Here is a 19877-nt window from a genome sequence, read left to right on the forward strand (position 1 = left end):
CGACCTGTGCCAACCGAACCCGGCTTTGCGCTTTCAATGGGCAGGGGCGCAAAAACTTAGCTCAACCCGCGGACGTCGGTTGCCGATCCCCGTCGGGATATCTGCAGCGGCTCCGGGAACCCGATGGTGGAGGGCGCCTTGCCTCAATATGTGCTCCGTGACCTGGTCTCGACGACAGGCGACCTGGCGGCGTTGCCCACCACCGTCGTGCGCCTGCTGGACCTGCTCAAGGACCAGACGTGCGCTGCGGACAAGGTCGCGCAGGTGCTCGACCAGGACGGCGCCATGACGGCCAATGTCCTGAAGCTGTCCAACTCGGCCTTCTACGGCGTGCGCGGAACCGTCGGTACGACGCGGCAGGCGCTGGTGCTGCTCGGCAACCGGGCCGTGCTCACCCTGGCCTTCGCCACGGGGATGGTGCCGGTCATGCGCCGCAACCTGACCGGCTACGGCATCGACCGTGATCGCTATTGGGAGCACGCCCTGACCTCGGCGATGACGGCCAGGTGGTCATGGGCGAACTGGGTGCGCCGGAGCGCTCGTGTGAGGCCTTCACTGCCGGCCTGGTGCACGACATCGGCATGCTCGCACTCGACTCGCACCTGGCCACCAACGGCATGAAGCTGGTGCCGGCATTCCCCCTGTTCAACGTCAACGAGCGCGAACGCGAGACCCTCGGATTCGACCATACCGACGCCGGCGCGCTGCTGGCCGAGAACTGGGGCTTCCCGGCGCCACTCGCGGCAGCGATCAGGTACCATCACCGGCCCTGGGCGGCCCCGCACGACAAGGACCTGGTGCTGGCGGTCTTGGTGGGCGACATGGTGGCGCAGATGGCGGGCGATCACCTGCAGGCGGAAGCCTGGCCGGAGGAACTCGATTATCTTGCGCCCTGGGGCATTGACGCCGATCGTCTGCGCCTGATCGTCGATTCGGTGACCCTTGCGCCGGAGGAGACCCTGGCCCGCGCCACGCGCCCGGCCGGACTGCCATGCCAACCGTCGACCCCCGTATCGATTTCCTGATCGCCCTGGGCCGCGCGCTCCACGAGAACGGCATTCCTGCGCATCGCCTCGAGGACACGCTCAGCGTGGCGGCGCGTCGCCTGGACCTGCGTGCCGAGTTCTTCTCGACACCCACCTCGCTCATCTCCGCGTTCGGCGAGCCGGGCAGCCAGCAGACCTCGCTTGCCCGGGTGACGCCCGGCGAGATGCGGCTCGACCGCATCGTGGCGCTGGACGAGGTCGTCGAGGCGCTCTGGCGCGGCGAGATCAGCGTCGAACAGGCGCACGTGCGGTTGCGCGATGTCGCCACGTCGCCGTCGCCGTACGGCCCGGCACTCAGTGTCGTGGCCCTGGCGACGGCCTCGGGCACGGCCGCCCTCGTCTTCGGGACCGGGGCGGGGAGATCCTCGCCTCCGTGGTGGTGGGACTCATCGTGGGCGTGCTCGGCGTGGCCGCCCAGCGTTCGGAGACCGTCGGGCGCATCTACGAATTCGCCGCGGCCATGACCGCCACGGTCCTCGCGATGGCCGCCGGATCGATCTGGACCGGCCTGGCCGTCGCTCCCGTGATCGTCTCGAGCATCATCGTGCTCCTGCCGGGGCTGACGCTCACCCTGGCCCTGAACGAACTGGCGGCCGGGCACCTGGTCCGCGGCACGGCCCGCCTGACCGGGTCGCTGATGACGCTGCTCAAGCTGGGCCTCGGCGTCGGCCTCGGACAGCAGCTCGCGACATTCCTGCCCGCCCTGGCCGTCAACCGGGGAGCGGCGCCCGCCGCGCTCCCGGGCTGGACACTGGCGCCGGCCCTGCTGCTCACGGCGCCCGCACTGGCGGTCCTGTTCCGGGCCCGCCGCGGCGAATGGCCGTGGATGCTCGTCGGCATCGTGACGGCGTTCGGCGCCGCCCGCCTGGGCGTACATTTGCTGGGACCGGCGTTCGGCGCGCTCCTCGGCGCGCTGCTGGCGGGGCTGGCCGGCAACCTCTACGAGCGGCGGTGGCGCCGTCCGGCCGTAGTCATGGTGGTGCCGTCGCTGATCATGCTGGTACCGGGGGCCATCGGTTACCGGAGCCTGTCGTTCCTGATGGAGCGCAATGTGGTCGGCGGGATCGACAGCGCCGTCACCGCACTCCTGGTGGGCGTGTCGCTGGTGGCCGGCCTGCTGCTGGCGAACGTGCTCCTGCCGCCCCGCAACCCCCTGTAGGCAGTACGCCTGATGGTGCCCATGCCGGTTGACGGCACGGGGCGGCGCCCCCTAGAATGACCCTCCGGGAATCGTCCCCCGCGTTCCCGTTCCGGGGCGTCCCCGTCCCGCGCGTCCACCGAACATCCGGAGGCCAGCATGTCGTCGACCGCGTCCGCCGCCGCCGCGGCGCCCCCCGCCGCCAAGGGCCATCCCCACGGCCTGAAACCCCTCTTCTTCACCGAGATGTGGGAGCGCCTGGGCTTCTACCTGATGCTGGGCATCCTCTTCCTGTACGTGACCGATACCGAGCGCGGGGGGCTGGGCTTCACCAACGCCCTGGCCGGCGAGATCTACGGCACCTACATGGCGTTCGTGTACTTCACGCCGTTCATCGGCGGCATGATCGCCGACCGCATCCTCGGCTACCGCAAGAGCGTTCTCATCGGCGGCCTGCTGCTGGCGGCCGGCTACTTCAGCCTCGGCATCCGGTCGATGCCCACGTTCTACGCCGGCCTGGCGCTGCTCTGCCTGGGCAACGGCCTGTTCAAGCCGAACATCTCGGCGATGGTGGGCAACCTCTACAAGCCGGGCGACCCGCGGCGCGACGCCGGCTTCAACATCTTCTACATGGGCATCAACATCGGCGCCTCGGTCTCGGCGCTGCTGGCGGCGCCCCTGCGCAACCTGTGGAGCTTCAACACCGCGTTCGCCGCGGCCGGCGTCGGCATGCTCGTGGGCGTGGTCATCCTGGTGCTGAACTGGAAGCGGCTCGAGGCGGCCGACCGCAAGCCCGAGGTGAAGGCCGGCGACTTCGGCCTCAAGCAGATGTTCCTGACCATCCTGGCCCCGGCGGTGGGCTTCGGCGTCATCGGCTATTTCGTGGGCCAGAAGCTCCCGTTCGTGATGGGCAGCATCGGGCCGATCACGTTCGGCTTCCTGATCGGCATGCTGCCGGTGGCGGGCTACTTCGCCTCGCTGGTGCGGCGCGCCAACGCGGAGGAGAAGCCGGGCCTCGCGGCGCTCATCCCGGTCTATGTCGCCGGCGGCACGTTCTTCATGATCCTGCACCTGAGCGGCGGCCTGCTGACGGTATTCGCCGAGCGCAGCACCGATCGCCGCGCCGAGTGGATCCCGACGGCCACCGAGTTCTACGCGCAGAAGGCCATGCCCAGCTACTTCGGCAACGCCGGACCGGCTGTGCCGCGGCCCGACGAGCGCACGCTCGTGGTGCTGCCGCAGGCGAACGAGGCGATGTTCGGCGCGCGCATCCTCAGCCAGGGTACGATTGAAACGCTGCGCGGCGATCCGTCGCTCGACGTCACGGTCAACCCATGGCCCGGCACGCCCGGCATCGACGGATCGCTGGCCTGCCGCGTGTTTCCTGACGACAACGTCGCGCTGTCGACCGCGGCCGACGCCCACGGCGTCACGACGACCAGCGTGAAGGTCACGCCCGAGAAGGCCGAGCCCACGGGCCAGGTCGTGCTCACGCGCAACGTGCAGGACCGCCAGGTGCCGCTGATCGTCGTCTCGCGGGAAACCTACGACGCCGTCTACGCCAACGCCGGCGCCGCCACGCCGCGCCTGGAACCCGGGCGCTATGTGCGGTTGCTCAATGCCGAACTCCTGACGGGCTTCCTCAACCCGTTCTTCGTCGTCGTGCTGACGCCGGTCGTCGTCTGGTTCTTCGCGCAGCGGGTGAAGGCGGGCCGCCCCGTCAGCACGGCGCGCAAGATCTTCTACGGCATGCTCATCACCACCGTCAGCATGCTGGTCATGGCCCTGGGTGCGAAGATGGGGCACGACGGCGCCGCCAAGACCTCGATGATGTGGCTGGTCGGCTACTACATCATCATCACCTTCGGCGAGCTGTGCCTGTCGCCGATGGGCCTGTCGCTGGTGACCAAGCTGGCGCCGACCCACCGGGTGGGCCTGATGATGGGCGGCTGGTTCCTTTCCACGGCCGTGGGCAACAAGATGAGCGGCTTCATCAGCGGCCCGGAACCGGGCACCACCATGTTCGTGGTCCCGGCAGTGGCCATTCTCGGGGGTTGCAGGTTTCATTTTCGTCATGTTGCCGCGCCCGGATGCGGCGATCCGCAAGTACGGCGCCTAGGGCGACCCAAGGCGCAAAGGCTGGATGCAACGCGGGCCCGGCGCCCGTCGCCCGGCAACGGGCGGGAGCCGGGCCCCTGCGATTAAGGAGAACCGGTGAAACGGACGATTGCGATCTGGTCGGTATCCCTCGTCATGACGCTGGGCTTCCTGGTCTGGCAGAAGATCTCGGGCCCGACCTACGAGGTGAGGTTCAACGAGACGGTGGCGGGCGCGCGGGCCTCTGGTGAACTCCTGCGCACGCACAGCATCAACGGCGACATGCCGGTCACCGTGGAGGCGCCCGACCCGGGCGTCACGGCCGAGGTGCAGTGGCGCCGGTACCCGACACAGGACGCCTGGGAGCACCTGCCCATGACCCGCGACGGCGCGGTGCTGCGCGCCACGCTGCCGCGGCAGAAGATGGCGGGCAAGCTCGAGTACCACGTCCACATCACCAAGGACGGGCAGTCGGTTCAGGTGCCCGAGCACGAGGCCGCGGTGGCCCGCTACAAGGGCGATGTGCCGGCGCTGGTGCTGGTCTTCCACGTCACCTGCATGATCATCGGCATGTTCTTCTCGACCAGTTGCGGCCTGACCGGGCTGCTCGGTGGCAGTTCCGGCCTTCGCCCGCTGTCACAGTTGACGTTCCTGTTCCTGCTGCTCGGCGGCTGCATCCTCGGGCCGGTGGTGCAGAAGTACGCCTTCGACGCCTACTGGACCGGCTGGCCCCTCGGCACCGACTGGACGGACAACAAGCTGGCCGTGGGTGCGCTGGTCTGGCTTGCCGCGGCCTGGCGCTGCCGTTCCGCGCGCGACGGCAAACCCGTCGGCCGCTGGTGGGCCTTCGCCGCCATGCTGGTGATCTTCGTCATCTACGGCATCCCGCACAGCATCCACGGCTCGACTCTCGACTACGACACGGGTGAGCACATCCAGGCGCTGCTGCGCCGGGCGGTACCCTTCCTCGGCTGAGCCTCGGGGGCGGACGGTCGGCCGTCCGCCCCGTTTTCCCCCGGGATTGCCGTTTCCCCCGCCGGTCTGCGCTTATGATTCGGTGATGCCCGCTGCGCCCGTCACCGCGCGGCGATTCGCGAATTCCACCGGCCGGGGACGATCTCCGATGAAATATCTCCTGCACGACGAGGCTTTCCTGGCAGCGGCAGTGCTCGCGCTGGCCGTGGGCGGCCTGCTGAACGACGTCATCGGCGGCACCATCCGGCGAACGCGCGAGAACAGGCGCAAGGCGGCTGCGGCCGTCCGCTTCCGGGAACTGCGCGGACGTCTCTGGTCGCAACTCTCCATCTGCCCCGGCGTCGACGCCGAGACCGGCGCGCTCATCGCGCGCGCGGAGCGCTCGGCCCGCACGGCGTTCGAGATGGAGGAACTGGCACGCGCACGGTTGGCTGGCCTCGAGCCCGGCGCCGACAAATCGCGGGTGATTCCCACCGTCGCGGAAACGGCCATCGAGGTCGGGCACATGATGCAACGCCTGCTCGCCGAACTGGAGCGGTCGCTCGCCGGCGACGAAGCGGTTGCCCTGGCCGAAGCGCAGGCCGCCTGGTGCCTCTATCGCGACCACCAGGTGCGGATGTGCCGGGAGCGACGCCTGGAGGACGACGTTCGCTGGCCGGTGCGCCACTACGCGAGCGAGGCCGTGACGCTGGCGCGCATCGCCGACCTCGAAGATCTCCGGGCATCGGGGCGCATCGCCCACTGACGCGGCACGTTCGGGTCGCTGCGCCGCCGTATCCTGACAATGATCCTAAGAGTCGATATCCGTTCGGGTCCCGGCGCGTTGCAGCCGGCGAAATCCCGCCGGAATGCAGGAATTTCGGATTGACAGCCGCGGCGGAATCGCGACAGAGTGAGTCCAAGCTTCGCGCCTGTCGTTGCCGCTGCGTCCGCAAACCGAATGGTCGCGGTCCCCGACCAAGGAACCCGAAGGAGACCGGCATGAAACGTCCCCTCGTGATCGGCTTGTCCATCCTCATGCTTGCGCTGTCCCTGCCCCTGGGCGCCCTCGCCGCCGATTTCAAGCTCGTGGTGCCGCTGCCGCTGACCGGCAAGGTGGCGAAGTTCGGCGAGATCATGAAGAAGTCGTTCGAGATGGCCGCCGAGGAGATCAACGCATCGGGCGGCATCAAGGGTTCGCAGATCGTGCTGGGCTTCGAGGACTCGACCGGCAAGCCGGAGACGGCGCGCGCCATCGTCGAGAAGCTGATCGAGGGCGGGCAGCCCGTCATCGTCGGCGAGTACACCTCAGCCTGCGCGAAGGCCGTTGCCGCGGTGGCCGAGGAACGCAAGACGCCGTATCTGGTCGTCGCCAGCGCCGACGACGCCATCACGCAGCAGAACTACCGCTACGTCTTCCGGCAGAACCAGGTCAACGCGCACTACGCCGATGCATTCGTCAGCTTCATGGGCGAAGTCGTGAAGCCCAAGACCATCGCCATCCTCTACGAGACGACTGCCTTCGGCACCTCCGGTGCCGACGCCATGGAGAATGATGCCAAGAAGCTGGGTATCACCGTCGTCCTGAAGGAGAAGTACGAGGCCGGCGCGCCCGACTTCAAGCCGATCCTCTCCAAGGTCAAGTCGCTGAAGCCGGACGTGGTGTACATGGTGTCGTACGTCATGGACGCCTCGCTGCTGATGAAGCAGATCATGGAGCTTCGTCTCGAGGCGAAGCTGTTCGCGGGCGGCGCTGCCGGCTTCGCGATTCCCGAGTTCATCGACAACGCCAAGAACGCCGCCGAGTACGTGGTCAGCGCCACCCTGTGGACGCCCCAGCTGAACTACCCGGGAGCGAAGGCCTACGCCGAGAAGTACAAGGCCAAGTACGGCGACTATCCCTCGTACCACGGCGCCTCGGCCTACGCCTCGCTGTTCGTGCTGAAGGCCGCCATGACCGGCGCCAAGGACTGGACTACCGAGGGCATTCGCGACGGCATGAAGGCGGTCGACCTGCAGACCGCGTTCGGGCCCGTGAAGTTCGAGGACAGGGACGGCTACCAGAACCAGAACTTCGTCGAGACGCTCGCGATCCAGGTCCAGAAGGGCGACTTCCAGACCATCTGGCCGAAGACGCACGCCAGCACGCCGCATGTCTACCCCGTGCCGAGCTGGCGCGACAGGCGGTAACCGGATTCAGATCGTGCCGCCGCCCCCCGCCGGGTCGGGGGGCGGCGGTCGGGACCTGTTGACCCCGGCCGGGATGGCGATATGAACGCCGCGAAAATCGAAGTCCTGTTGCAGACCCTCATTTCGGGCCTGCTGCTCGGCGGTCTGTATGCCCTCATCGGGCTGGGCATGACGATCATCATGGGCGTCATGAAGATCATCAACCTCGCGCACGGCGAGTTGATGATGGTCGGCATGTACGTGGCCTACCTGCTGTTCGCCTGGGCCCACATCGACCCCTACCTGTCGATCCTCGTGGCGGTGCCGCTGCTGTTCATCCTCGGCGTGGCGCTGCAGAAGTACCTGATCAATCCCGTGCTGAAGGTCGACGCCATCCTGCCCGAGAACCAGGTCATCCTGACCGTGGGCATCGGCATGGTGCTGGCCAACCTCGCGACGATCATCTTCAAGTCGGACTACCGCACCACGCCGGTCGACTACGCCACGAAGGCCTGGTACCTGACCGACCTCTGGAAGGATTCGCCGATCGAGTTGTCGCTCTCATTCCCGTGGACGGTGTCGTTCCTGTTCGCGGTGGTCATCACCGCGGCGCTGTGGTTCTTCCTGTCGCGCACGGACATGGGCAAGTCCATCCGCGCCACGGCGCAGGACAAGGACGCCGCGCTGCTGATGGGTGTCAACGTCGAGCGCATGCGCGTCTTCACCTTCGGGCTCGGCTCGGCCCTGGTCGGCGCCGCCGGTTGCCTGTTCCTGCCCATCTACTACCTCTATCCGGACGTGGGCGGCCAGTTCACGCTGACCGGCTTCGTGATCACCATCCTGGGAGGGCTGGGCTCGACCGTCGGCGCCATCCTCGGTGGGCTCATCCTGGGCATCTTCGAATCGCTGACCGCCACCTACCTGGGCATGGGCTGGGCGCCCGTCGGCCGCTTCGTCGTGTTCGTGCTCGTCCTGATCTTCGTACCCGGGGGCGTCGCATCGCTGCTGCGCCGGCGGAGGTTCGGCAAGTGAAACCCGGCATCGTCCAGTCGAATTCCGCGATCGTCCAGTCGAAACCCGGCATCATGCAGGCGAAGTACGGCCGCCCGCTCCTGATCCTGGGCCTCCTCGCGGCGTTGCCGCTCATCCGGGCGATACCCGGCGTCAATGCCAACTACTGGCTGCACAACTTCATCCTCGTCGTGATGTGGACCATCATCGGGATGTCGTGGAACCTGCTCTCCGGCTACTGTGGGCAGGTGTCGTTCGGGCACGCCGCCTTCTTCGGCATCGGCGCCTACACGTCGGGCATGCTCTACGTCAAGCTGGGCATCTCCGGCTGGTGGGGCATGCTGGCCTCGATCCCGGTCGTGGGCGCGGCCGCGCTGATCATCGGCTTCATCTGCCTGCGGCTGCGCGGCCCGTTCTTTGCGCTGGCCACCATTGCCGTGGGCGTCATCCTGCGCATCGTCGCCGAGAACCTGGTCGGGGTGACCGGTGGCGACATGGGCATCATGATCCGCGAGCGCACCTGGGTGGAGAAGACCTGGTACTACTACATCATCCTGGCGCTCGCGGCGGCCACCTTCTGGTTCGTCGATCGCGTCATCGCCTCGCGGCTGGGCTACTATTTCGTCGCCATCCGCGAGGACCAGGATGCCGCCGAGTCGCTGGGCATCGACACCACGCGCTACAAGACGATCGCACTTGTGCTCAGCGCCGTGCTCTGCGGCTTTGCAGGCGCCTTCTACACGAACTACATGGGCTACATCGACCCGAAGGTCGTGTTCGCGCTGCATGACATCTCGGTCATGGCCATCATGGTCGTCATGGTCGGCGGCGTGGCCACGCGCTGGGGACCGATCCTGGGCGCGGTGATCATGATCCTGCTCGCGGAGATCATCCGCACCATTCCCAAGGTGGGCACGGCGCACCACACGCTGTTCGGGGTGCTGCTGATCGTCGTGATCATCTTCCTGCCCAACGGCGTGGTCGGCGATGCCGCCAAGCTGCGCCGGTTGCTGCGCCCGGGGAGGTCGTCATGAGCGCGCTGCTCGAGGTCAAGTGTGTTTCGCGGTTCTTCGGCGGCCTGGCGGCGCTGACGGACGTCGATTTCACGGTGAACAAGGGCGAGGTGCTGGGCCTGATCGGGCCCAACGGCGCCGGCAAGACGACCATGTTCAATGTCGTCAACGGTTTCTACGCGCCGTCGCGCGGCGAGGTCCGGTTCAAGGGCGAACGGATCTCGGGCCTGAAGCCGCACCAGATCTGTGGCCGTGGCCTGGCGCGTACGTTCCAGGTCGTGAAGCCGCTTCAGCGCATGACCACCCTGGACAACGTGGTCTGCTCGGCGTTCCTGCGCTCGTCGAGCCGCAACCAGGCCGTGGCGCACGCCGAGGAGATCCTGAAGATCACCAACCTGTGGGACGTGCGCGACACCGTTTCCAAGCGCCTGCCGCTGGGCCTGCGCAAGCGCCTGGAGATCGCGCGGGCGCTGGCCACCGGTCCGGACCTGCTGCTGCTGGACGAGGCCTGCGCCGGCCTGAACCCGTCCGAGCTCGAGGAGTCGATCGCCATCATCCGCCGGATCAGGGAGCGGGGGATCACGATCATGATCATCGAGCACCACATGAAGGTGATCATGTCGATTTCCGACCGCATCGTGGTCCTGACCTATGGCCAGAAGCTGGCCGAGGGCACACCGGCCGAGATCAGCGCGAATCCGGAAGTGGTGAAGGCCTACCTCGGGAGGGGGACGACTGATGGCTGATGCGCCCCTGCTCGAAGTCCGCGGCATCGACGTCTTCTACGGCGATGTCCAGGTGCTTTGGGACCTGTCGTTCACCGTCGGTCGGGCCGAGATCGTGGCGCTGATCGGCGCCAACGGCGCCGGCAAGTCGACCACGCTCAAGGCTATCTCCGGCATCCTGCGGCCGCGGAAGGGCGAGATCCTCTACGGTGGCGAGTCTCTCGGCGGTGTCGAGCCGTTCCGGCTCGTCGAGCTCGGCCTGGTGCACGTGCCCGAGGCCAGGCGACTGTTCGTGGAGATGAGCGTCGAGGAGAACCTCGACCTCGGCGCCCTGCGCGGCGAGGCCCGCAAGCGCCGTGAGCAGACCAAGGAGCAGGTGTTCACCCTGTTCCCGCGCCTGAAGGAGCGGCGGCGGCAGGCCTCCGGTACCTTGTCGGGCGGTGAGCAGCAGATGGTCGCCATCGCCCGCGGGCTCATGGGCCTGCCTCGGCTCATGATGTTCGACGAGCCGTCGCTGGGCCTGGCGCCGATCCTGGTGCAGGAGATCTTCAACATCGTGAAGCGGATCCGCGACGAGGGCACCACCGTCCTGCTCGTCGAGCAGAACGTGCGGCAGACCCTGGCGATCGCGGACCGCGCCTATGTGCTGGAAACCGGCCGCGTGGAGAAGGAAGGCAGGGGGCAGGACCTCCTGCGCGACCCTCACGTCAAGGCTGCCTACCTGGGGTTGTAGCCGCCCGGGAGCGGGGGAGGAAGACATGTTCGTCGCGGACTGGATGACCCGTCAGGTGATCACGGCCGACCCGCAGGAGAGCGTGCTGCACGCGATGCATGTGATGCGCGATCGCGGCATCAAGCACCTGCCGGTGGTCAAGGACGGCAAGCTGGTGGGCGTGATCTCGGATCGCGACATCAAGGCGTACTGTCCATCGAAGGCCACGGCGCTCGACGTCTACGAGATCAACTACCTGCTGTCGAAGGCCTCGGTGCGCGAGGCGATGGGTGCGCGCCTGCTGACGATCGCACCCGATGCCCCGGTCGAGGACGCCGCGTTGATGATGCTCGACGAGAACGTCGGCTGCCTGCCGGTGGTGGCCGGCGAGACGCTGGCCGGCATCATTTCCGACCGCGACATCTTCCGCGCCCTGGTGGACATCTCCGGGGTCCGGCACGGCGGCCACCGCATCTGCGTGATCATCGCCGACAGGCCGGGCACCGTGAAGGAAGTCGCCGACATCATTCGCAAGCACGGGTTCCACCTGCGCGGCATCATGACTTCCTACGAGGGAGTGGCCGCCGGATCGCGACGCGCCGTCATCCGCACGACCAACGAAGCCGATTTCGCACCGTTGCGCGCCGAACTTGAGAAGACCTACGGCAGCGCCTCGATCAGCTGAAGCCGCACGGGTAGCGACAAGAGAACGGGCCGCCTTCCCGGACAGGGAGGGCGGCCCTTCGATCGGGTCGACCGTCGTCAGCGGTAGAGGGACTTCACCGCGCCGAACGTGGATTCCTCCGTGGCGACGACCGCCTCGAGCCCGACGGCGTCGAGGTAGGCGAAGTGCTGGTTGGCGTTCTGCAGGCAGCGGAAGCGAAGCGTGGCGGCAGTGCCGTCGGCCAGGAAGGCGAACGTCTTGGTGGCGTAGTTGACGATCCCGCTGGGATTGGCGTGGGTGAACGTCTGCGACTGGCCGTCGGCGTCGACGACGATCTCGCAGGTGCCGTCGCGACCCGAGGCCGCCAGTGTTCCCAGCTGGAAGTGGACCGTCTGGACTTCACCGGGAGTCGTGGCGATGGTCTGCTGGATACCGCCCGCCGAGTAGACGTAGCAGGCCAGGTCCACGGCGTGAAGGCCGTCCGGGGCCGGCGCCCCGGCGCTCGAACCGATGACCCACTCCACGCCGTTGTCGGTCGTGGTCCAGCCCGGGATGGTGCCCAGGCCCCCGGAGACGAGCATCCAGGTGACGACCCCGGCCTCCGGTTCGAAGGAGCCGTTCACCGACCTGGGCGGGAGCAGGCGCCGCCAGCGCCAGGTCAGGGCCAGCAAGAAGAAACCACATTCACAAATCGACGCATCATGAAGCACGCCTGGCTAAATCGGAGAAAAAACAGAGAGAAATCGTATCATATTGGCACGGATAGTCAATCCCTGGGATGTGGCCCCCGGCCAGGATTCCTGCCAACCTTCAGGCCGCCTGCATCGTCTTATCCCTGTTGCCCGGTCAGGAACCCGCCACCCGTCCCTCGGAGCGCCACCCGCATGATCGCCGATCGCGCCAGCGCCGATCCTGCCGCCCGGCCCGCCACGCCGGTCGCCGATGCGGTCCTGGCAGCCCGGGCGGCCGCCGGGCGACCGCGGGGCTTTCGAACAGATCTATCGGCGTCACGCCGCGCGCGTCCACGGCCTGAGCCTGCGGCTGGCGGGCGACCGGGGGCAGGCGGAGATCCTGACCCAGGACACGTTCGTGAAGGCCTGGCTGGCGCTCGGCGGCTGGTCGGGCCAGGCACCGTTGGGGGCCTGGCTGGGCCGCATCGCGGTGAACTGCTGGCGCGACCAGTGGCGTTCCGAGCAGCGCGCGCGGCGCTGGCTGGTCGACGCGGGCGAGGATGACGGTCTCGAGCGCCTGGCCGCGCAGTCGCGGGGTGTTTCGGCGGACGGCGTGGTGCCCATGCTGACGGCCGTCGACCTCGAACGCCTGATCGCCCGGCTGCCCGAGGGCGCCCGCACGGTCTTCGTGCTGCACGAGGTCGAGGGCTATCCCCAGGCCGAGGTGGCGACCCTGCTGGGTGTCAGCGAAGGCACCATCAAGTCGCAGATGTTCCGTGCCCGGGCCCTGCTGCGGGCCATGTACAGCGAACCGGAGAGGCGTCGCCATGAAGCATGACCCGAACCATGGCCCGGCGGTAGGGGCCACCGCGCTCGACCGGCAGGTGAGCGCGCTGGCGGCCCGCCTGCGCGACGAAGGCGTGGCACCCGAGCGCGACCTGTGGCCGGACATTTCCCGCGCGCTGGATGCCGCCGGTGCCCCCGGTCGCGCTGTCGGCCGCCGGACCGCCGCCCGCAGCGGTTCCCTGTGGGCGGGAGCGGCCCTGGCCGCCTGCGTCATCGTGGCGGTGGGGGCGGGGCTGACCGGGGTGCGCCCGGGAAGTGAACCCGTTGCCCGGCTGCCCGAGGCGCCCACGGCCGGCGGCACCGCCGCGAACAGCGAAACAGCGCTGGCTCCGATGTCCGGACCGGTGGCCACGCGCCAGGGCCTGCGCGCTGTCGAAGCGGCCCTCGACGAATTGCAGGCCGCCCTGGCACAGGCGCCCGACGACCCCGATCTGTCCCGACTGGTCCTGATGATCCACCACTCGCGCGGTCGGCTGCTTCGCCTGCAGGCGGACGGCGGGACCCGGAACGCCCTGGGCGGCCGGACCTGAGACGCGTGCAACCGAGAAGGAGAACGAAGATGAACAGCCATTCGAATCCGGGACTTCGCAGCCACGGCGCGGTGACTGCGCTCGTTGCGGTCGTCGTGCTCGTCGCGGCCGGCCTGGCGACGGCGGCCGAACGACCCGTCAGCGAAAGCGGCCGCATGCCGGCCGACGGCCGCGTCGCGATCAGCAACATCGCCGGCATGGTGAAGGTCATCGGCTGGGACAAGGCCGAGATCAGCGTGACAGGCACGCTCGGCGACGACGTGGAGCGGCTCGAGTTCTCGGCCGGCGAGCGGGCCGAGGTCGAGGTCATCTACAAGAACCAGCACAAGGGACTGCGCAACCTGATGGGCAACCGAAAGGGCGAACACCACGAGTCGGTCACGATCAACGACGGCGCCGACCTGACCATCCAGGTGCCGCGGGGCTGCCGCCTCGAGGTCGAGGTGGTCGCGGCCGGCGTGGATGTCTCGGGCCTGGACGCCGTGATCGAGGTGACGTCGGTCAGTGGCGATGTCGACGTGCGCGGAGCGTGCCGTCGGCTGGAGATCGACAGCGTCAGCGGCAGCGTCGAGGTGGACGGCGCGGGAGCCGAGTCCGAAGTGTCGACCGTGTCGGGCAGCCTCAGGATCCGCTGCGACGATTCCGACCTGCAGGTGGATACCGTCACCGGCGACGCCAGCGTCGACTGCGCCAGCCTCAGGAGCCTGCAGGCCAACACGGTTAACGGGACCATCTCCATGTCGGGCCGGCCCGCTTCGGGCGCGACCATCGAGGCCGAGTCGGTCAACGGCAGCCTGACCCTTTCGGTGCCCGGCGACGTGAGCGCCGCCTTCGAGGTCACGACCTTCAACGGCGACATCGAGAACGCCTTCGGGCAGAAGCCCGAGCGCACCGACCAGTACGTGCCGGGCCAGGAACTGACCTTCACCAACGGCAGCGGCGCCGCCGACATCAAGCTGAACACCCTCAACGGCAAGATCCGCATCCTCCGGAAATAAACGACGTCAGGTTCAGTGCGGAAGCGAGAGATAGAGAGGTGGGCGGGCTATCCGCAGCGCCGAAGGCGCGAGGACTGCCCGCCCACCTCTCTATCTCTCGCTTCCACCCTAGAACGTGACGTCGCGGCCCGCGTTCTCCTTCTCGAGCCAGGCCTGCAGCGGGGCGAAATATTCCAGAAGGGCGGCGCTGGAGAGGTCCTCGCCGGTGGCTTCGCGCATGACCTGCGCCCAGTCGCGCGTGGCGCCCAGGCGCAGGATCGAGTCCAGGTACTGCCCGGTCTGCCGGCTGCCGTAGTAGTTCGCCGCGTGCACGTCCTGCGCCAGGATCTCGCGGCAGATGTACCGGTGCAGCTGGTGCAGGATGACTTCGCTGATCGCGTAGTCGTAGTACTGCGCCGGGTCGTCGATGACATGGGTCTTCGTGGCCGCGTCGCACCACTGCTCGCCGCGCGGCGTCGGCGGCTCCAGGCCCTGGTAGCGCGCGGCATATTCCCACCAGCGGGTGTTGTACAGGTTGCGCGGCAGGTCCTTTTCGTAGAGGTCGTATTCCCAGTGCGTCATCGTGCCGCAGGCGAAAGGAAGGAACGTCACCGGTCCGGTCAGCGCCTGGTTGAGGAGCCAGCGGATCTCGTCGGGAGCCTCGCCCGGTGCCAGCAGGCCGGCCTGCTCGAGATAGGGGACCTGTCCGGCTGCCAACTCGATCAGCGTGCCGATGCCCTCATGGAAGGCGCGGTTGGCGCCCTCGCGCAGGATGGGCGGCACCTCGGGACGACTGTAGGCCAGATAGTAGTACACGTGGCCCAGTTCGTGGTGCGTGGTGCTGAACCAGTCGAAGTCGGCTTTCACGCTCATCAGCGCGCGCACGTCCTGGTCCAGGTCCACGTGCCAGGCCGAGGCATGCGTGTTCTTGCGTCGTGTTGCATCGGGCGGCAATTCGTAGAGGTCGCTGGCTGACCAGAAGCGGGGCGGCAGGTTCGGAAATCCCATCGAGACGTAGAACCGCTCGGCCTGCTCCACGAGCCAGCTGGGCTGCACATCGCGCAGCATGCGATCCATGTCGACGCCCTCGACGATGCCCGGCCACGCCTGGCCGTAGCGGTTGTCCAGCCAGTGCGCCGGGATCCGCTTGGGCACCGGTTCCCCGTATCGGGCGGCCAGTTCGTGGCGTGTCCAGCAGTGCAGCTGCTGGTACAGGGGCATGATGCCGGCCACCAGTTCGTCCATCAGGGTCAGCATCTCGTCGGCGCCCAGCCCGTAGTTGTCGGTCTCCAGGGCGAAATACGACGAATAACCCATCTCTCGCGCCACGCCGTTGCGCAGGCCCTGCAGGTCCACGAGCAGGTCCTTCAGGCGCGGACCGACGTCCTTGCTGCATTCCCAGGCGGCCTGTCGAAACGCCAGGTCGCGGCTGCCGGCGACGAGGTCGTCCAGCTGGTTGGGGGTCACCACGCGTTCGGGGCGGCCGGGAACGCGAAGGATCCAGTTGCCCGCGTACAGGCTGTCGGTAGCCTGGGCCTCGGTCGTGATCAGCGTGCCCACGCGCTCCCCGACCGGCGCCGGGTAGTGGGCGGCCAGTCGCCAGGCAGCGTCCAGCTGGCGTCCCTGCAGCGGCGTGGCGTCGGCCCGGCCGCGCATCTGTTCCAGCTGCTCGATCACCGCGGCACTGCCCACGAAACCGCCCAGGGCCTGGCCGGCCTCGATGCGGGCACGCGTGTTGGCCTCGCCGATGTCGGACTCGGCGGCGAACTTGGCGCCCTCGGCCGCGGTCCACAGGCGCCGGTACTCGTCGTTGTAGTGCGTGAGGAAGGCGGCCACGTCCTCGGGCCCGCCCTGCTCGGGCACCAGCGCGGGCACCAGCGGCGCCACGGTTGCCGGCGCCGGCTTGAGGTCGTGGCCGGGCTCCGGCCCGGCCCCAGCGTCGCCGCGGTTCAGGTACCAGATGGACATGACGCCGGCCGCGAGCATGGCCATGCCGAGGCCAGCGAGGGTGCGCGGTTGCATGGGTCGCGTTCCTTTGCCGGAGTGGGGTCAGGGACCGGCCGGGCGGCAGGCGGCGGGGGGGGCCGCCGCCCGGCGGGACAGCGTCTACTGTGCCACAGGGTCCCCGGTGAGGAAAGCCCCGTGTGGCCGGGCCGCGAGCCGGGCGCCCGCCGGCAGGAAAAAGGGGCCGCGCCGTGGCGCAGCCCCTCATGGGAACAGGACCGTGAATCAGGCTCAGGCCCGGGCAGCGGAGCTGGCCAGCAGCTTGTTGTACTGCCGCGCCACGCGCTGCTTCCAGGCGCCGCGGTGCCAGGCGTCGCTGACCATCAGCGGCAGCACCAGCGTGGCCTCGGCCCACACCATCTGCTCGAAGGCGGTGTCGACCTTGCCCCACGAGCAGGCCTCCTGCAGCGTGGAACCGCTCAGGGCGCCGTCGCGCTCGTCGGCCACCGTGATCTGCAGGGCGTACTTGTGCATCGGCTTCTCCTCGCCCAGGATGTCGGTGGCGACCACCACGTCCTGGGTGAAGTTCTTCGGCACGCCGCCGCCGATCATGAAGATGCCGGTTTCGCCGCACTCGAGCTTGATGCGCGTCAGCTCGCGGAAGTCGGCCACCGAGTCGATGGTCAGGTACTTCTCGCTGTGCCACTGGTGGTGCACCAGCCCGAAGCCCGCCGAGCAGTCGCTGAAGGCGGGGCAGAAGATGGGCACGTCCTTCTTCCAGGCCGCGTGCACGATCGAGTGCTCGCAACCGAGGCCGCGCTTGTCGAGCCAGGCGCCCATGGCCTGGATGAACTCGCGCGAGGAATAGGCGCGTGGCTCCAGCGTGCCGGCGATTTCGGCGATCGCCATGTCGCATTCGCGCAGCTCGTCCTCGTCGATGTACGTGTCGTAGATGCGGTCGATGCCCATCTCGCGCAGCTTCTGGTCGTCGACGGCGTGCGGCGCGCCCTTGTAGTGGCGGAAGCCCATGCCCTCGAAGAAGTCCTGGTCGACGATGTTGGCGCCGGTCGAGACAATGGCATCGACCATGTTGTTCTCGACCATCAACGCGAGCGCGTCCTTGAGGCCGGCGCTGCACAGCGAGCCGGCAAGGGTCAGGATGACGCTGCACTCGCGGTCGGCCAGCATCTGGTTGAGGATGCCGGTCGCGCGCGACAGGTTGCGGGCCTGGAAGGCCATGTCGCCATAGGCCTGGATCAGCGGACGCGCGTCGAAGGCCTTGACGTCAACGTGGCGCAGGACATCGGACAGGATTTCTTTCTTGTTCAACGGGGCTCTCCTTTTCCGGACTGCAGGACGAAGGCCATCAGCTGGTACACCAGCCGGGCGGCCAGGAAATCGGGGGCCCGGTTCTCGGGCCGCGGCATCAGCTCCACGACGTCGAACCCGACCACCTGCCGTTCGCGGCACACCGCCTTGAGCAGGCCCTTCAACTGGCGGTAGCTGAGGCCGCCGGGCTCGGGCGTGCCGGTCGACGGCATTTCCGACGGGTCCAGCACGTCCAGGTCTATCGTGATGTAGACCGGCCCCTTGATCCGCTCGAGGATCCGGCGTGCCGTCGTGTCCACATCGTCGATCTCGTGGGCGAAGATCGTCCGCCCGGGCACAAGCTTCGCGCGCTCGGCGACGTCCATGCTGCGGATGCCGACAGCCACATATTCGGCGCATTCGGCCGCCCGCGCCATGACGCAGGCGTGGTTGCACTTCGAGCCCTCGTACTGGTCGCGGCTGTCGCCGTGGGCGTCGAACTGCAACACGGTCAGTCCCGGCCACTTGGCGGCGTGGGCCTGGATCAGGCCGATCGACACCGAATGTTCCCCGCCCAGGCCCACGACCGTGCGGCCGTCAGCCAGCAGCGCCGTCGCCTCGGCGCGGACCGACTCGACCATCGCCTCCGGCGTCTCGAAGCCCACCTGCGGCGCCATGGTCACGATGCCCGCGAGCCAGGGTTCCGAGTCGGTCTCGATGTCGTACAGTTCCATGTTGGCCGAGGCGGCCAGCAGGGCCTCGGGGCCCTTGTCGGCGCCCTTCTGCCAGGTCGAGGTGCCGTCGTAGGGGATGGGCAGCACGGCGAACCGCGCACCAGCATACACCGGGGCTTCCGGCAGACCGCCGAAAGCCCCGGGATCTTCGTTAAGATCCCGGGTCATGGGCAAACCAACTTTCGGCGTGGATACCGGATCTGCGGGGAGGGACTAGTCGTCGTCCTTTTCCCAGTCATCGCCTTCGACCTCGAAGTCGTCGTCTTCGTCGATGTCGAAGTCGTCCTCGTCGATATCGAAGTCGTCGTCGTCGTCCAGATCGTCGTCGTCCTCCAGCTCGGCGTCGTCGACGTCGTCGTCGTCGTCGCTGCGGGCACGCTTGGGCAGTTTCTGGCCCGGGCGGCTCGTGCCGTCCCGCTTGAACTTCTCGCGGGAGGCCTCGTCGTACTTCCGCTTGTTGCGTGGCTTGGATTCACCCTTTTTGGATTCGCCCTTGCCGTCACCGCGCAAGCTCTGCGTCACCAACATCGCTCGGACCTCCTAAGGCCGGGCTGGTCGGACAGGACATCCGGTCTCACTGAATTTCGGGGGCGATACGTCAAAACGGCCCGCCCGGGGGATGAGCCGGCAAAAGGTAGAGGTAGCGGAAACCCGGTGTCAAGAGCCTATCGGCTGTTTTTTTGCGCCCGGGCCAAGTCGGGTATTGCCAGCGCCCTCGGGCTTGATCTATGTTCTCGCGCCAAATCCCCGGATGCCGCGCCAGGGCGGCCTTTCCGGGGCGTGGCCCGTGCGGGACAGGCGGTTACGGAGGTTTGGCGGGTGCCGGAAAGTATCTACATCGAGGAGTGCGAACTCGGGCGCGGCATCTTCGCGGCCCGGGCCATCCGCAAGGGCGAGATCATCACCAGCTTCCGCGGGCCGCGCTTCGACCTCGACGACCCGATCCACCACACCGAGCGGGCCTCGATGCTGCTCCAGACGGGGTCCCGCACCTACATCCTGCCGGAAAGCCCGTCGGTCTACGTCAATCATTCGTGTGTTCCGAACGCCGGGCTGGTGGGCAACCGCAGGCTCGTCGCCCTGACCGACATCCTGCCGGGCGAACAGGTGACGTTCGACTATTCCACGAGCATGGACGACGGGCTGTGGTCCATGGAATGCCGCTGCGGCCATCGCGAATGCCGCGGGCTCATCGAAGACTTCCGGCACCTGCCGCGCCGCCTCCAGCAGCACTACCTGGAGTTGGGCGTCGTCCAGGGGTTCATCGCGCGGCGCTATCGGCAGCGTCCGGATGCGCAGGAGTCGTTCGCCGATCGGGCCATCGCCTGAGCGACCGTC

At 68.0% G+C, this 19877-nt stretch carries 21 protein-coding genes; 17 read left to right on the plus strand and 4 right to left on the minus strand.

The window, feature by feature from the left end:
• The first annotated feature begins 138 nt into the window (after nucleotides 1-138).
• The 13 genes from IPG61_15475 to IPG61_15535 all read left to right on the plus strand — a co-directional run bounded on the left by IPG61_15475 (nucleotide 139) and on the right by IPG61_15535 (nucleotide 11550).
• A complete protein-coding gene (locus IPG61_15475; GenBank protein ID MBK6735448.1) occupies nucleotides 139-621 on the plus strand; it encodes an HDOD domain-containing protein in 483 nt (160 codons plus the stop codon).
• Nucleotides 513-1025 carry an HDOD domain-containing protein gene (locus IPG61_15480; protein MBK6735449.1) on the plus strand — a complete coding sequence of 171 codons (513 nt, stop codon included), beginning with the start codon at nucleotides 513-515 and terminating at the stop codon, nucleotides 1023-1025. The genes IPG61_15475 and IPG61_15480 overlap by 109 nt, the downstream gene beginning before the upstream one ends.
• Nucleotides 992-1510, plus strand: coding sequence for a threonine/serine exporter family protein (locus tag IPG61_15485; GenBank protein MBK6735450.1), 519 nt, complete (start codon nucleotides 992-994; stop codon nucleotides 1508-1510). Before IPG61_15480 ends, IPG61_15485 begins: the two co-directional genes overlap by 34 nt.
• Entirely contained in the window at nucleotides 1420-2205 is a 786-nt protein-coding gene (locus IPG61_15490) for a threonine/serine exporter family protein (GenBank protein ID MBK6735451.1), read from the plus strand. The genes IPG61_15485 and IPG61_15490 overlap by 91 nt, the downstream gene beginning before the upstream one ends.
• 138 nt (nucleotides 2206-2343) lie before the next feature.
• Nucleotides 2344-4389 (plus strand): peptide MFS transporter, encoded by a 2046-nt coding sequence (locus IPG61_15495; GenBank protein MBK6735452.1) that lies wholly within the window; start codon nucleotides 2344-2346, stop codon nucleotides 4387-4389.
• Between the two features lie 9 nt (nucleotides 4390-4398).
• The gene (locus IPG61_15500) at nucleotides 4399-5256 is read left to right on the plus strand and encodes a hypothetical protein (protein ID MBK6735453.1); all 858 of its coding nucleotides are present in this window, start codon (nucleotides 4399-4401) and stop codon (nucleotides 5254-5256) included.
• 148 nt (nucleotides 5257-5404) lie between these two features.
• Nucleotides 5405-6001 carry a hypothetical protein gene (locus IPG61_15505; protein ID MBK6735454.1) on the plus strand — a complete coding sequence of 199 codons (597 nt, stop codon included), beginning with the start codon at nucleotides 5405-5407 and terminating at the stop codon, nucleotides 5999-6001.
• 236 nt (nucleotides 6002-6237) lie between these two features.
• Nucleotides 6238-7425, plus strand: a complete 1188-nt coding sequence (locus tag IPG61_15510; GenBank protein ID MBK6735455.1) for an ABC transporter substrate-binding protein — start codon at nucleotides 6238-6240, stop codon at nucleotides 7423-7425.
• A gap of 96 nt (nucleotides 7426-7521) precedes the next feature.
• On the plus strand, nucleotides 7522-8436 hold the full coding sequence (locus IPG61_15515) for a branched-chain amino acid ABC transporter permease (protein ID MBK6735456.1): 915 nt from the start codon (nucleotides 7522-7524) through the stop codon (nucleotides 8434-8436).
• Between the two features lie 53 nt (nucleotides 8437-8489).
• Nucleotides 8490-9449, plus strand: coding sequence for a branched-chain amino acid ABC transporter permease (locus IPG61_15520; GenBank protein ID MBK6735457.1), 960 nt, complete (start codon nucleotides 8490-8492; stop codon nucleotides 9447-9449).
• The gene (locus tag IPG61_15525; GenBank protein ID MBK6735458.1) at nucleotides 9446-10174 is read left to right on the plus strand and encodes an ABC transporter ATP-binding protein; all 729 of its coding nucleotides are present in this window, start codon (nucleotides 9446-9448) and stop codon (nucleotides 10172-10174) included. The genes IPG61_15520 and IPG61_15525 overlap by 4 nt, the downstream gene beginning before the upstream one ends.
• Complete coding sequence (locus tag IPG61_15530; protein MBK6735459.1) at nucleotides 10167-10886, plus strand: ABC transporter ATP-binding protein; 720 nt, start codon at nucleotides 10167-10169, stop codon at nucleotides 10884-10886. Before IPG61_15525 ends, IPG61_15530 begins: the two co-directional genes overlap by 8 nt.
• A 25-nt stretch (nucleotides 10887-10911) precedes the next feature.
• Entirely contained in the window at nucleotides 10912-11550 is a 639-nt protein-coding gene (locus tag IPG61_15535) for a CBS domain-containing protein (protein MBK6735460.1), read from the plus strand.
• A 77-nt stretch (nucleotides 11551-11627) separates the two neighbouring features.
• Here the strand turns inward: IPG61_15535 and IPG61_15540 are convergent, their stop codons facing one another.
• A complete protein-coding gene (locus IPG61_15540; protein ID MBK6735461.1) occupies nucleotides 11628-12200 on the minus strand; it encodes a DUF642 domain-containing protein in 573 nt (190 codons plus the stop codon).
• A gap of 271 nt (nucleotides 12201-12471) precedes the next feature.
• Here IPG61_15540 and IPG61_15545 point away from each other — a divergent pair, with 271 nt between their 5' ends.
• Genes IPG61_15545 through IPG61_15555 form a run of 3 tightly spaced genes read left to right on the plus strand, consistent with a single transcriptional unit; the run spans nucleotide 12472 to nucleotide 14574 of the window.
• Nucleotides 12472-13038 carry an RNA polymerase sigma factor gene (locus IPG61_15545; GenBank protein MBK6735462.1) on the plus strand — a complete coding sequence of 189 codons (567 nt, stop codon included), beginning with the start codon at nucleotides 12472-12474 and terminating at the stop codon, nucleotides 13036-13038.
• Nucleotides 13028-13576, plus strand: a complete 549-nt coding sequence (locus tag IPG61_15550; protein MBK6735463.1) for a hypothetical protein — start codon at nucleotides 13028-13030, stop codon at nucleotides 13574-13576. The genes IPG61_15545 and IPG61_15550 overlap by 11 nt, the downstream gene beginning before the upstream one ends.
• Before the next feature lie 29 nt (nucleotides 13577-13605).
• The gene (locus tag IPG61_15555; protein ID MBK6735464.1) at nucleotides 13606-14574 is read left to right on the plus strand and encodes a DUF4097 family beta strand repeat protein; all 969 of its coding nucleotides are present in this window, start codon (nucleotides 13606-13608) and stop codon (nucleotides 14572-14574) included.
• A 108-nt stretch (nucleotides 14575-14682) separates the two neighbouring features.
• Here the strand turns inward: IPG61_15555 and IPG61_15560 are convergent, their stop codons facing one another.
• From IPG61_15560 to IPG61_15570, 3 genes are all read right to left on the minus strand, one after another.
• Entirely contained in the window at nucleotides 14683-16575 is a 1893-nt protein-coding gene (locus IPG61_15560; GenBank protein MBK6735465.1) for a M2 family metallopeptidase, read from the minus strand.
• Between the two features lie 213 nt (nucleotides 16576-16788).
• Nucleotides 16789-18225, minus strand: a complete 1437-nt coding sequence (locus IPG61_15565; GenBank protein MBK6735466.1) for a deoxyhypusine synthase — start codon at nucleotides 18223-18225, stop codon at nucleotides 16789-16791.
• A gap of 527 nt (nucleotides 18226-18752) precedes the next feature.
• Nucleotides 18753-19067 (minus strand): hypothetical protein, encoded by a 315-nt coding sequence (locus IPG61_15570; GenBank protein ID MBK6735467.1) that lies wholly within the window; start codon nucleotides 19065-19067, stop codon nucleotides 18753-18755.
• Nucleotides 19068-19505: 438 nt separating this feature from the next.
• Here IPG61_15570 and IPG61_15575 point away from each other — a divergent pair, with 438 nt between their 5' ends.
• The gene (locus tag IPG61_15575; GenBank protein ID MBK6735468.1) at nucleotides 19506-19868 is read left to right on the plus strand and encodes an SET domain-containing protein-lysine N-methyltransferase; all 363 of its coding nucleotides are present in this window, start codon (nucleotides 19506-19508) and stop codon (nucleotides 19866-19868) included.
• Nucleotides 19869-19877: the final 9 nt, after the last annotated feature.

This window comes from bacterium (genome assembly GCA_016703265.1).
In the GTDB taxonomy this organism is placed as follows: Bacteria; Krumholzibacteriota; Krumholzibacteriia; order LZORAL124-64-63; family LZORAL124-64-63; genus CAINDZ01.